Origin of the sequence: Oribacterium sp. HCP3S3_B9, from assembly GCF_052064255.1 — a bacterium.
Taxonomy (GTDB): domain Bacteria; phylum Bacillota; class Clostridia; order Lachnospirales; family Lachnospiraceae; genus Oribacterium.
The window spans coordinates 42,448-54,843 of record NZ_JBQHVY010000001.1; the positions used below are offsets into that span (position 1 = coordinate 42,448).

At 57.1% G+C, this 12,396-nt stretch carries 11 protein-coding genes and 1 riboswitch; of the genes, 2 read left to right on the forward strand and 9 right to left on the reverse strand.

Going from position 1 to position 12,396, the window contains the following annotated elements; genetic code table 11:
- Positions 1 to 335: 335 nt before the first annotated feature.
- From thiM to thiE, 4 genes are all read right to left on the reverse strand, one after another.
- The gene (thiM, locus tag ACTNC3_RS00210) at positions 336 to 1,178 is read right to left on the reverse strand and encodes a hydroxyethylthiazole kinase (protein WP_441226084.1); all 843 of its coding nucleotides are present in this window, start codon (positions 1,176 to 1,178) and stop codon (positions 336 to 338) included.
- 10 nt (positions 1,179 to 1,188) lie between these two features.
- Positions 1,189 to 1,734, reverse strand: coding sequence for an energy coupling factor transporter S component ThiW (thiW, locus tag ACTNC3_RS00215; RefSeq protein WP_410042548.1), 546 nt, complete (start codon positions 1,732 to 1,734; stop codon positions 1,189 to 1,191).
- Positions 1,735 to 1,879: 145 nt separating this feature from the next.
- Positions 1,880 to 2,683, reverse strand: coding sequence for a bifunctional hydroxymethylpyrimidine kinase/phosphomethylpyrimidine kinase (thiD, locus tag ACTNC3_RS00220; protein WP_410042547.1), 804 nt, complete (start codon positions 2,681 to 2,683; stop codon positions 1,880 to 1,882).
- A gap of 195 nt (positions 2,684 to 2,878) precedes the next feature.
- Positions 2,879 to 3,535 (reverse strand): thiamine phosphate synthase, encoded by a 657-nt coding sequence (thiE, locus tag ACTNC3_RS00225; RefSeq protein WP_441226085.1) that lies wholly within the window; start codon positions 3,533 to 3,535, stop codon positions 2,879 to 2,881.
- Positions 3,536 to 3,595: 60 nt separating this feature from the next.
- Positions 3,596 to 3,707, reverse strand: a riboswitch (TPP riboswitch).
- A 184-nt stretch (positions 3,708 to 3,891) separates the two neighbouring features.
- Here thiE and ACTNC3_RS00230 point away from each other — a divergent pair.
- The gene (locus tag ACTNC3_RS00230) at positions 3,892 to 4,575 is read left to right on the forward strand and encodes a cyclodeaminase/cyclohydrolase family protein (protein ID WP_441226086.1); all 684 of its coding nucleotides are present in this window, start codon (positions 3,892 to 3,894) and stop codon (positions 4,573 to 4,575) included.
- Positions 4,576 to 4,696: 121 nt separating this feature from the next.
- A complete protein-coding gene (locus ACTNC3_RS00235) occupies positions 4,697 to 5,578 on the forward strand; it encodes a bifunctional 5,10-methylenetetrahydrofolate dehydrogenase/5,10-methenyltetrahydrofolate cyclohydrolase (RefSeq protein WP_410042544.1) in 882 nt (293 codons plus the stop codon).
- A gap of 147 nt (positions 5,579 to 5,725) precedes the next feature.
- Here the strand turns inward: ACTNC3_RS00235 and ACTNC3_RS00240 are convergent, their stop codons facing one another.
- From ACTNC3_RS00240 to argH, 5 genes are all read right to left on the reverse strand, one after another.
- The gene (locus ACTNC3_RS00240) at positions 5,726 to 6,931 is read right to left on the reverse strand and encodes an aspartate aminotransferase family protein (RefSeq protein ID WP_441226215.1); all 1,206 of its coding nucleotides are present in this window, start codon (positions 6,929 to 6,931) and stop codon (positions 5,726 to 5,728) included.
- A 149-nt stretch (positions 6,932 to 7,080) separates the two neighbouring features.
- Positions 7,081 to 7,965 (reverse strand): acetylglutamate kinase, encoded by an 885-nt coding sequence (gene argB, locus ACTNC3_RS00245; RefSeq protein ID WP_410042543.1) that lies wholly within the window; start codon positions 7,963 to 7,965, stop codon positions 7,081 to 7,083.
- A gap of 1 nt (position 7,966) precedes the next feature.
- On the reverse strand, positions 7,967 to 9,196 hold the full coding sequence (argJ, locus tag ACTNC3_RS00250; protein WP_410042604.1) for a bifunctional glutamate N-acetyltransferase/amino-acid acetyltransferase ArgJ: 1,230 nt from the start codon (positions 9,194 to 9,196) through the stop codon (positions 7,967 to 7,969).
- Positions 9,197 to 9,327: 131 nt separating this feature from the next.
- Positions 9,328 to 10,590 carry an argininosuccinate synthase gene (locus ACTNC3_RS00255; protein ID WP_441226087.1) on the reverse strand — a complete coding sequence of 421 codons (1,263 nt, stop codon included), beginning with the start codon at positions 10,588 to 10,590 and terminating at the stop codon, positions 9,328 to 9,330.
- A 441-nt stretch (positions 10,591 to 11,031) separates the two neighbouring features.
- The gene (gene argH / locus ACTNC3_RS00260) at positions 11,032 to 12,378 is read right to left on the reverse strand and encodes an argininosuccinate lyase (protein WP_410042541.1); all 1,347 of its coding nucleotides are present in this window, start codon (positions 12,376 to 12,378) and stop codon (positions 11,032 to 11,034) included.
- Between the last annotated feature and the right edge of the window lie 18 nt (positions 12,379 to 12,396).

A 12,396-nucleotide genomic window follows, 5' to 3' on the forward strand; every position in this document is an offset into this window, starting at 1 on the left:
TTTACGCCGTATATATAGTCCACGATAAAGAGTGTCGCATACCGCGGCGCTCTTTTTTCTTTGCAGTTTTATCCAGCCGAAGACGCAGCTTCTGCACGCATGGTGATGCCATGCGTGCATTATGAAGTTTTAAATTTTGAGAACCGGACAGAAGAAATCTGCCCGTGATCGACACCTATTTGTCAGATACACTGATTCTACACGAACCGCCGAAGAAATACAAGAAGCCATCAAAAATCGGCGCCTGTCCATGCTTTTAATAAATCTCAGATATGCATTCCGTCACAAAAAAACTCGCCCGAAGGCGAGTTTTTTCTTTATCACTCGGGGCCAGATCAGGCTTCTCCGACTGAAATCCTGCCAGCAATATCCTCTGCGGTCATGGTCGACAGTGCGTCGATGAGTGCGATGTGGTAGCTTCCACTGCCGCGTGGGGCCGTCTCCTCTGCGATTTCACCGACGATGCCCATAAATGCGGTAGCGACTACCGCCGCGTGGAAGGCCGCCTCGCCGGATGCCACCGCCAGGAAGGCAGCGAGCAGCTCGGTCGCCATGCAGCCGGTGCCGGTCACGCGCGACATGCGCGGACTGCCATTCCTCACGAAGCAGAGTGCATCCCGTGAAGCGACGATGTCCTCCCGGCCGGATGCCACGAGGATCATCGGAAACGCAAGCGTACGGAGGTAGTTCTGCATCCCCTGTGCCAGTGCGTCCCTGGAAAGTGCCGGATGCGCTGCATCAACGACCGCATCCACGCCCGTGCCGGTGTCTGTACCGGCGAGGAGTGCGTGGATCTCCGAGTAGTTTCCGCGGATAGCCGTCGGCTGCAGCTCAGAGAGCATACGGTGGAGCGCTTCGCGTCGGAAGGTCGAGCCGGAGATCCCCACGGGATCGATGACCCGCGGGATGCCCTTTTCCCGCGCCGCCTGTCCGCTCAGGAACATCGCATCGAGGTATTCCGTGGCGCCGAGGTTCAGCTCCAGCGCCTGACTGCCGCGGGTGATTTCCGCCGCCTCCCGCGGATCATGCGACATGACCGGGCGCGCACCGATCGCAAGCAGGGCGTTCGCGCAGTCGTTGACCGTCACATAATTCGTGATGGAGTGCACGAGGGGCGCGGTGCGCTGAATCGCGTCCATCCATGTATATATCTGATATTGAAAGCGCTCGTCGCTCATTTTCACATCCTCACTTCAGCATTTCCTTCGCACGCTCGAGGAAGCCGGTCTGGCTCAGCGCTACGGTGATGATCACCGCGATCAGGGTACCGCCGCAGGTGCTCACCAGGAACGGAACGACGAAGGTGAAGACGGCCGCCTTCGTGTTGCCCATGATGAAGGCTGCGATCGGGTAGGACAGGATGCCACCGATGATGCCGGTGCCGAAGATCTCGCCGACATAGGCTGCCGGAAGCTTCCGAAGCTTCTTATAAAGATAGCCAGACAGGAAGGCACCGCACATGGAGCCCGGGAACGCAAGCAACGAGCCGAGGCCCATCAGATTTCGGATGACACTGGCGATGAACGCCGCTGCCACGCCGTAGGCCGGGCCGAGAAATACCGCGCACAGCACATTGACGAGGTGCTGTACCGGCGCACACTTCGAGCCGAAAACCGGCACAGAAAAGGTCGAGCCAACCACCGCGATGGCGGCAAATACAGCCGCGAGGGCCAGCTTCTTCGTGTTTACACTTGTGGTTGCTACGCTTGCCGCAGCAGAATTTTCGTTACGCATCATGAATCTCCTTTTACAATCTAAGCATCGCCGAAGGAAGGTTCACCTCACCGCCTTACGAGGCCGTGTTCTTAACTGCCTGAGATCTGACCGCCTGCAGCCGGACCTCCACCGAGGTCGTTTTGCTGCTTCGCGGGTCAGCGGCTCAGACAGATGCCGAATAATCGCCCTGGATCCTGAAGCCGTGGTCCATCGGACCGCTGCCCTTTCCGAGATCCAGCATCGCATTCAGTGCGCCGGAGATATAGTTCTTCGCGTACTGTACGGATGTTTCGAGATCATATCCCTTGGCCAGATTCGACGCGATCGCTGAGGACAGCGTGCAACCGGTTCCGTGCGTGTTCGAATTCTCGATTCGTCTGCCGTGGAACCAGGTCACCTGCTCTCCATGCACGAGCACATCATTCGCATCGTCCAGGCTGTGGCCGCCCTTCGTAAGCACGGCACAGCCGAACGCTGCGTGGATCCGCTTCGCCGCTTCCACCATATCCGCGGAACTGCGAATCGTCATCCCGGACAGCACCTCACTCTCCGGAATGTTCGGTGTGATCACCGTCGCAAGCGGCAGCAGCTTCGACTTCAGTGTATCGACCGCGTCGTCACTGATCAGCTTCGCCCCGCTGGTGGCGATCATCACCGGGTCCACCACGATGTTTCTGGCCTTGTAGAATGTGAGTCTTTCTGCGATTACCTCGATGAGGCTACCAGAGGAAACCATTCCCGTTTTCACTGCATCCGGATAGATATCCGTAAAAATCATATCGAGCTGATCCTTCAGGAAATCAGGCGTCGACTCCATGATACTCTTTACACCGGTCGTATTCTGGGCAGTCAATGCCGTAATCGCGCTCATCGCATACACATGATTTGCGAGCATTGTCTTGATATCTGCCTGGATGCCGGCGCCTCCACAGGAGTCACTTCCTGCGATTGTTAATGCTGTATACATAGTACTCCTCCACACGCATTAATTTTGTATAGCGACCTGAGGTGGTGCCCCCAACCTGCCGCTGTGATGTATTTGAACGCTTAGCGCGGTCAAACCGTTAAAAGTGTCCGTCGGAACGTCTGCCACTGTCCATGCAGAGATCAGATATTCTTCCAGTCAGAAAGCGAAACCGCTGCTCTTCTGTCGGACGCCTCGTCACCGATCGGTGACGAGGTCATCTGCGATCGCCCGCAGCGTCCGCGCCGCTTCCGTGATGTCCGCTGCGCCGAAGAGACTGCTGACGACGGCGAGTCCCGCAGCGCCATGGGCTTTCAGGGCGCCTGCATTGGCCGCACTGATCCCGCCGATGGCCACGACCGGAATCTGAACCGACGCCGTGATGACCCGGAAGGTCTCGAGCGGCATCGTCTTCGCATCGAGCTTCGTGCTCGTGCCGAACACCGCGCCGGAGCCGAGGTAATCCGCGCCGGCCGCTTCCGCTGCCTGCGCCTCCGCCACCGTCCGCGCGGTTACGCCGATGATCTTCGCCGGACCGAGGCGACGACGGGCTTCCGCCGCCGGCAGATCACTCTGCCCGACATGCACGCCGTCGGCGTCCAGCTTCTGCGCGAGGTCGACATCGTTGTTCATGATGAACGGTACCCCATGCTTCCGGCAGACCGCCTGTACGGCCCGCGCGTCCTGCTCGAGCCGCGCGCCCGTAAGTTCCTTTTCACGGAACTGCACCATGGTCGCACCACCGAGGATCGCCTGCTCGACAGCCATGGCCAGTGCCTCTGTTTCGGAGGTCGAAGACTGCTTCAGGCAGTGCCGATCGGTGATCGCATATAATCGAAGTAAATCTCTATTCATAATTGTGTTTCTTTCAAATCACAAACAAAAAAGGCTGCCCGATCGGACAGCCTGGAATACGCGTGCAAAAAGCCCATCTCCCTACGTTGGCATGATCCAAATCAGGTTTCCAGGGTCCGGAACGCACAGTTCCCATCTCAGCCGGTTCTGACCGACACCCCCGTGTACTTTTATTAAACTTCGTCATTATAGCACGGGACAGGACGCTCAGCAAGGGCCCGACGGGCGGCAACATATGCCATACGGAGAGATCGTGTAAAATCAAGCCGGGGCCCCTTGCTGAATCACAGGGTTTTCTTTTGCGAAAAAATCGAGTATTATGACATCGAAGAATCACGAGAAAGAAGGAACATACGATGACATCAGGGGAGACGACGATTCGGACATATCTGGAGCGATTAGGTGCGCGGGAATCCGTGCCGGGCGGTGGAGGCGCGAGTGCGCTGGCCGGTGCCTATGGTGTAAGCCTCGGCATGATGGTCTGTGCATTCACCATCGGGAAGAAAACATATGCGGAGGTTGAGCCGCGCATCCGGGACATCGAGGCGCGGCTCGCGAAGCTGCGTGAGGCCTTCCTGGCGCTCTCCGACGAGGATGAGAAGGTGTTCCTGCCGCTCAGTCAGGCCTATGGCCTCCCGGACAGTACGCCGGAGGAGAAGGACTTCAAGGAGACGACCCTGGAAACCTGCCTGAGCACCGCATCCATGACACCGATCAAGGTGATGGAGCGGGTCTGTGAAGCGCTCGACTATCTCGGCGAGCTGGAGGCGCATGGCTCGAAGCTCATGCAGAGTGACGTCGGTGTGGCCGCTGCTTATCTCGGCACCGCCCTCGAGGGCGCGGTGATGAATGTCTACATCAACACGAAGATGATGAAGAATCAGAACCGTATGATCGAGCTCAATGAATACGCCCGAAAGCTGCTCATGGATGGTCGCGCGAAGAGTCGTCTGATCTACGAGGCGGTCGAGGATAAGGTGAAGCCGCAGTACGATCCGGAGCTGGACCGCATCGACCGGAACAAGGTGGACTTCTCGTAAGAGAGATGGCCCGGAGCCCTGCAGGCTGTTTCATAGCAGACAGCTGCATGCCCCGCGTAGAAGTCCCGAGCTACTCTATAGAAGAAAATCAAACAGATAAAACGAGAGAAAGTGTGAATATATGCAGGAATTAAGAGGAAAAATCATCGCAGATCAAATCAAGGGCGAGTGCCTGGACTTCGTCGGACAGTACAACGGCATCCTGCCGGCGCTGGCGATTCTACGTGTCGGCCACAAGGAGGCCGATCTCAGCTATGAGCGCAGCATCAAGAAGCGCTTCATGGATTTCGGCCTGGAGGCGAAGGACTATGAGCTTCCGGAAAACGTATCGAACGAAGAGTTTCAGCAGGTCTTCGACTTCATCAACCAGGATCCGGAGATCCACGGCATTCTCGTGATGCGTCCGCTCCCGAAGCAGATCGACGAGGCAGCGATGCTTCGCAAGATGAATCCGCTGAAGGATCTCGACGGTATCACCGACACAAACGTCGCCGGCGTCATGCGTGGCGATGCGGATGCCTTCGCACCATGTACGGCCCAGGCCGTCGTGGAGATCCTGAAGGGCCATCAGATCGAGATGGCCGGCAAGGAGGTCTGCATCATCGGCCGCTCCATGGTGGTCGGGAAGCCGCTCAGCATGCTGCTGCTCCAGGAGAATGCGACTGTGACCGTCTGCCACAGTAAGACCGAAGACCTGAAGGCCGTGGCCAGCCGTGCGGATATTCTGGTAGCGGCCATCGGTAAGGCGAAGTTCATCAGCAGCGGCTATGTGAAGGAGGATGCAACCGTCATCGACGTCGGTATCAATGTCGACGAGGCCGGCAATCTCTGCGGCGACTGTGACTGGGATCAGATCATCCTGAAGGCCGGAGCCGCTACCCCGGTACCAGGTGGTGTCGGCACCGTCACTACTGCTGTCCTTGCGAAGCACCTCGTCCAGGCCGCGAAGCTTCAGATGAAGCTCGCACCGATCGACGACAGCGCAGATGAATACCTCTCCTGATGCTATACAGGACACGATTTCCGTAGACACGTTGCATGATTCGAACCGAATTCATGCCTGCAATACCAAAAATAAACCCCGGCGGACTGCTCCGCCGGGGCTTTCTATTCCTATCTTCTTCGATATGCCATTTCGATCGTCGATGCCTCATGCCAGCTCTGCCAGCACGGCTTCCAGTTTTTCCTTCATTGCGTCGATGTGCTCATGCTCGATGACGAGTGGCGGCACGAAACGAATCGTGTTGTGCTCCGCCGCGATCAGGATGACCTGCTGCTCGAGCAGCATCTTCCGGACGATCTCCCCAGCCGGTACGGATGGGGAGATCTCGAGGCCCTGAATCAGGCCCATGCCACGGTGATCCTTCACCATCTCCGGGAAAGCGGCCTTCACTTCATCGAGGGCCTTCCAGAGGTACGCACCCTGTGCCTTCGCGTGGCCCGGGATATCTGCTTCCTTGAAGACATCCAGCACTGCGGATGCCGCGGCGCAGACAAACGGATTTCCACCGTAGGTGGAGCCGTGGTCACCCGGCTGCATCGCATGCGCAGCCTCGCCACAGGCGAGGAAGGCACCGATCGGCACGCCGTTTCCGAGGGCCTTCGCCACCGTCAGGACATCCGGCTTCACGCCGTAGGCCTGCCATGCAAACATGGCGCCGGAGCGGCCCATGCCACACTGGATCTCATCGAGGATCAGCAGCAGATCATGCTCATCGCAGAGCTGCCGTACGCCCCGGAGAAAGTCCTCCGTCGCCGGATAGATACCGCCCTCACCCTGGATCGTCTCCATGATGATCGCACCGGTGTTTTCATTGATCTGCGCCTTTACGGAATCGAGATCGTTGAAGGTTGCGAAGCGCACACCTCCGATCAGCGGCTCAAACGGCGCACGGTAGTGATCCTTGCCGGTCACGCTGAGCGCGCCCATGGAACGACCGTGGAAGGAGCCCTGCATCGCGATGATCTCGCAGCCGGCCCGGCCCTTATTATAGTGGTAGCGACGCGCGATCTTCAGCGCGCCCTCGATCGCCTCGGTACCGGAGTTCGTGAAGAACACACGGTCCATTCCGCTCGCCGCAAGCAGCTTCTCCGCCGCCTCGATGGACGGCTCATTGTAGAAGAGATTCGACGTGTGCAGCAGCCCCCGGTCGATCTGCTCCTTCATCGCCTGGTCCACCAGCGTGTTGCCATAGCCGAGCCCTGCCACCGCGATGCCCGCACCGAAATCGAGGTACGCATGTCCGCCCGCATCGTAGAGCTCGACGCCCTTCGCGTGATCAAACGCTACCGGAAAACGATTGTAGGTCTTATACAGTACCTGCTCGCCCTCCGTTACGAGGCGGTCATTCACGATATTTCCCTTCACGATGGAATCATCCATAAATTTCATTTTTTTCACCCCTCATCTGTCTATCCGCCGCATGTTTCGGCCAATGCACTCTCACAGCACCCGCCCGCACGGGCACTTCCGCCACGATGCACAGCACCTCTTCCCTGAAATTTTCAGAACCACGCGTCGATCGACTTCTCGATCATCGTGCCGATGCCCTGGTTCGTGAATATCTCGAGGAGCAGACAGTGCGGCACACGTCCGTCGAGGATATGAACACGGTTTACACCCTTCTTCATCGCATCGATGCAGTTCTGTATCTTCGGCAGCATGCCGCCGACCAGCTCACCGGCATCCATCATCTCCTGTGCCTGCTCGATGGAAAGCGTCGTGATGAGGGAGCTCTTATCGTTGAAATCCTTATATACACCCTCGACATCCGTAAGGAAGGCGAGCTTTTCGGCGTGCATCGCTGCCGCGATCGCGCAGGCCGCGTCATCCGCGTTGATGTTGTAGCTCTGGCCACGCTCATCGAAACCGATCGGACAGATCACCGGGATGAAGCCGTCGCTCAGAAGATCATCGATGATGGTGGTATCCACACCGACGATGTCGCCGACGAAGCCGATATCCTCTCCCTTTGAGTACTTCTTCACGCACTTCAGGAGATTTCCATCCTTACCGGAGATACCGACGGCCTTGCCACCGAGGTTGTTGATGAGCTGCACCAGGGACTTGTTGACCTTGTTCAGCACCATCTCGGCGATCTCCATGGTATCCTCATCCGTCACGCGGAGTCCGTTCACGAAGTGCGGCTCCATGCCGACCCTGCTGATCCACTTCGAGATTTCCTTGCCGCCGCCATGAACGATGATCGGCTTCAGGCCGACCAGCTTCAGGATCGCTACATCCTGCATGACATGCTTCTTCAGATTCTCATCCGTCATCGCGGATCCGCCGTACTTTACGACGACGACCTTATCCTGAAATTTCTGAATATATGGCAGTGCCTCGACGAGGGTCGCCGCCTTATCCATGATCCTGTTCTCGATTTCCATGTCAGCTCCTATAATCCGCGTTGATGTTTACGTACTCGTGGGTGAGGTCGCAGCCCCAGGCCGTGGCCTCCTCTGTGCCCTCATGCATCTCGATGAGCGCGGTGACCTCCTGGTAGCCGAGGATCTCGGATGCATAATCCTCATCGAAATCGACCGGTACTCCCTGGTGGAAGACCTCGATCTTTCCGATGTCGTTGACGAAATACAGGTTCACCTTATTCGGGTCGAAGCTCGCGCCACTGTAGCCCATCGCGCAGAGCACACGGCCCCAGTTCGCGTCGCGACCATAGATCGCCGCCTTCGTGAGCGTCGAGGAAACGACAGAACGTGCGATTGTCCGGGCCTCCTGCTTGTCCTTTGCCTGGGTGACATGAACCGTGAAGAGGTGGGATGCACCCTCCCCATCGGCCGCCATCTCACGTGCCAGGGTCTTCGACACCTGGAGGAGCGCGGTCTTGAAGGTCTCATAGTCCTCGCCCTCCGTATCGATGATCGGATTCTCCGCAGCACCGTTTGCGAGGATCACGCAGGTATCATTCGTCGAGGTATCGCCATCGACGGAGATCATGTTGAAGGTATCAACGACGTTCTCGCTGAGGGCCTTCTGCAGCAACTCCTTCGTGATCGAGAGATCGGTTGTCAGGAAGCAGATCATCGTGCACATCTGCGGATGGATCATGCCGGAGCCCTTCGTCATACCGCCGAGGTGGACCTTCTTCCCGCCGATCGTGAATTCGAGTGCGAACTCCTTATTCGTCGTATCGGTCGTCATGATGGCCTTGCTGGCTGCGGTAGCGGCTGCCTCGCTCGCCTCGAGCTTCGGTACCATCTCGGAAATCGCATTTTTCATCTTCTCGATCGGAAGCTGCAGACCGATGATACCGGTGGATGCCAGCAGCACGGAATCCGCAGAAATCACCTGACCGAAGGCCTCCGCGGTCGCGTCGGCCTCCTCCTTGCAGATATCCAGTCCCATCTGACCGGTGCAGGCATTGGCGATACCAGAGTTGATGACGGCGGCATGGACCGGACGACCACTGTCGACCAGTTCACGATCCCAGAGGACCGGTGCCGCCTTCACCACGTTGCTCGTGAAGGTACCGGCCACGACGCATGGCTTCTCGGAAAAAATCATCGCCATATCATCCCGACGCTTCGACTTGATCTTCGCAGCGGTCGCCGCTGCCATAAACCCCTCGGCAGCACAGATGCCACCCTTGACTGCTATCATTCCCATGACTACTCCCTTTTCATATCTGTTTTATGTCCATCGGTATCCTGCGCGGACAGGTGGTGGATGTCCTTCCGTCATCAGGTCAATGCTTCCGGAATCTCATCCTCACCTGTCCACCGAATGGATGATTACTTGTTATTTGTAAGATTCTGTACCTCGAGCAGCTTCATCGCACGTACCTTCTCTGGAAGACCGAAGAGGGTGATGAAGCCGGAGGCATCGTGGTGATCATACATGCTGCCCGTCGTGAAGGACGCCAGTGACTCGTTGTAGAGTGAGTACGGTGAGGTCGTGCCGGCCTTGATGATGTTGCCCTTGTACAGCTTCATCTTCGTCGTACCAGTCACATACTTCTGAGTGCTCTGGACGAAGGCCTCGAGTGCCTCACGAAGCGGATCGAACCACTTGCCCTCGTAGACGACCTGCGAGAACTTCACATCCACCATGTTCTTGAACTCCATGGTCTGACGGTCGAGGATCAGCTCCTCGATCTGCTTGTGTGCCTCCATGAGGATCGTAAGACCCGGGGTCTCATAGACGCCACGGCTCTTCATGCCGACGACACGGTTCTCGACGATGTCGATGATACCGATCCCGTTCTCACCACCGAGCTTGTTGAGCTCGAGGATGATCTCCTTCACGGTCATCTTCTGTCCATTCAGCTCGACCGGAACACCGTTCTCCCACTTGATCTCGACATCCGTATCATGATCCGGTGCCTTCTCCGGTGTCACCGACAGCATCAGCATATGATCGTAGTTCGGCTCCTGAGACGGATCCTCCAGCTCGAGGCCCTCATGCGAGATATGCACGAGGTTCCGGTCACGGCTGTAGGAATTATCCTCGGAGAAGGTGAGCGGGATGCCCTTCGACTTGATGTAGTTGTACTCATCCTCACGGGACTGGAAGGTCCAGATATCCGTCATACGCCACGGAGCGATGATATCAAGATCCGGGGCCAGTGCCTTGATGGCCAGCTCGAAACGAATCTGATCATTTCCCTTACCGGTTGCACCATGGCAGATCGCCTTCGCGCCCTCCTTCCGTGCGATCTCGACCAGCTTCTTCGCGATCGCTGGACGCGCCATCGAGGTACCGAGCAGGTACTTGTTCTCGTAGGTCGCATTGGCCTTGAGACACGGAAGCACATAGTTGTCGCAGAAGTCGTCAGTGATATCCTCGATGTACAGCTTCGACGCACCCGAGATCTTCGCACGCTCTGCCAGACCATCCAGCTCGTTGCCCTGCCCTACATCGACACAGCAGCAGATCACCTCATAGCCGAAGGTCTCCTTCAGCCACGGCACGATACAGGTCGTATCGAGACCACCGGAGTAAGCCAGAACGACCTTCTCACCCTGCGTGTTATTCTTTGGTACCAGATTACTCATAATCACTTCTCCTCTATAAAACGCCCCCGACGCATAAACGCATCCCCGGAAGCACCCCTCATTTACGATGCCGTTATCATACGCCATCAAAAAACAGATTGCAAGCGCAAATTTGTATATTTATGCATTAAAAAATGTATTAATTTCCGTTTTTATGCATATCAAATGTATATTATGGCTGATATAACTCATTAATATACACCTTGCAAATGAATATGGCCCGGAGGACCGGCAACAGAAGCCATACGAAGAGGTCGTGAAAAATCAAAATTCCACCCCTTAGAAGTACTTGGAGTGATTTTCCTTAGCACCCTCTGCAACGCTGAGTTTTCATAAAGAAAACTCAGTGATTGCAGAGGGCCTAGTACTTCTTAGGGGTGGAATTTTAGATTTTTCCGAGCTCGCAGTACTGTGCTTCTGTTGCCGGCCCTCCGGGCTCTTTCATTCATTCGTAGTTTCGAGCAGTGCCCCCGGCGCGCCCAGCGTCTTCCGGTTCCGCACACAGGTCTCCAGCGAAATCGCCTCATAGATATCCGGATCGATCTCGTCACATACTGTATGATACTCATCGATCGTCAGATCATCGAGCGCACAGCCCTTCTGCTCACAGAGCAGCACCAGCTCCCCGACGATGCCATGCGCCGTACGGAACGGCACACCCTTCCGCACGAGATAATCCGCCACATCCGTCGCATTCGTGAAGCCGAGCTTCGCCGACTCCTCCATCCGCGCCCGGTTCCAGCTCATGGTCGCCAGCATATCCTTCATGAGAATCACCGAATTCTGCACGGTATCCATCGCGTCGAACGCGAGCTCCTTATCCTCCTGCATATCCTTATTATAGGCGAGCGGCAGCCCCTTCATCACCGTCAGGAGACTCATCAGCGCACCATATACCCGACCGGACTTGCCACGGATCAGCTCCGCGATATCCGGATTCTTCTTCTGCGGCATGATGCTCGAGCCCGTCGAATACTTGTCCGAGATCTTCACGAACTTATACTCGTTCGAGTTCCAGATGCAGATTTCCTCGCTGAGACGGCTGAGGTGCATCTGGATCGTCGCGAGATCGAAGAGGTACTCGAGGAGATAGTCACGATCCGACACCGAATCCATCGAGTTCTCGGTCGGCTTCCGGAAGCCGAGCTTCCGCGCAGTGAAGTCGCGGTCGAGCGGGTAAGTCGTCCCGGCGAAGGCACCGGCACCGAGCGGACACTCATTGAGTCGGTCCCTGGTATCCCCGAGCCGGCTGACATCGCGCAGGAACATCGCACGGTACGCGCCCATGTGGTGCGCCAGCGTCGTCGGCTGGGCCTTCTGGAGATGCGTGAAGCCCGGCATATAGCTCGCCCGGTTCTCCGCCATGATCCCCTCGACCGTATCAAGCAGCGCCTGCATATGCCCAATCAGTTCATCGATGTGGTCCCGCGTATACATCTTCATGTCGAGCGCCACCTGGTCATTCCGGCTCCGTCCGGTATGCAGACGCTTCCCCGGCTCCCCGATGCGCTCCGTCAGCTCCGCCTCGACGAAGCTGTGGATATCCTCGGCGTCACCCTCGATGACGAGCTTCCCGTCCTCGATATCCTGCAGGATCCCCTTGAGACCTGCGATGATCGCCGCACTGTCCTCCTGCGAGATGATCCCCTGCCGTCCGAGCATCTCCGCATGTGCGATCGAGCCCGTGATATCCTGCCGGTACATCCGCTTGTCGAAGCTCAGCGACTCGTTAAATTCCTCCGTCCGCTGATCCTCCGCCTCTGTAAATCGTCCACCCCAAAGCTTCATAATTTCCCCCTCCGGACG

Excerpts from the sequence above, each read along its gene's own strand:
- ACTNC3_RS00255 (WP_441226087.1), bottom strand. The coding sequence starts at position 10,590 with ATGAGTAATCTGGTACCAAAGAATAACACGCAGGGTGAGAAGGTCGTT.
- argB (WP_410042543.1), bottom strand. The coding sequence starts at position 7,965 with ATGGAAATCGAGAACAGGATCATGGATAAGGCGGCGACCCTCGTCGAG.
- argJ (WP_410042604.1), bottom strand. The coding sequence starts at position 9,196 with ATGATAGCAGTCAAGGGTGGCATCTGTGCTGCCGAGGGGTTTATGGCA.
- argH (WP_410042541.1), bottom strand. The coding sequence starts at position 12,378 with ATGAAGCTTTGGGGTGGACGATTTACAGAGGCGGAGGATCAGCGGACG.
- thiD (WP_410042547.1), bottom strand. The coding sequence starts at position 2,683 with ATGTATACAGCATTAACAATCGCAGGAAGTGACTCCTGTGGAGGCGCC.
- thiM (WP_441226084.1), bottom strand. The coding sequence starts at position 1,178 with ATGAGCGACGAGCGCTTTCAATATCAGATATATACATGGATGGACGCG.
- ACTNC3_RS00230 (WP_441226086.1), top strand. The coding sequence starts at position 3,892 with ATGACATCAGGGGAGACGACGATTCGGACATATCTGGAGCGATTAGGT.
- ACTNC3_RS00235 (WP_410042544.1), top strand. The coding sequence starts at position 4,697 with ATGCAGGAATTAAGAGGAAAAATCATCGCAGATCAAATCAAGGGCGAG.
- thiW (WP_410042548.1), bottom strand. The coding sequence starts at position 1,734 with ATGCGTAACGAAAATTCTGCTGCGGCAAGCGTAGCAACCACAAGTGTA.
- thiE (WP_441226085.1), bottom strand. The coding sequence starts at position 3,535 with ATGAATAGAGATTTACTTCGATTATATGCGATCACCGATCGGCACTGC.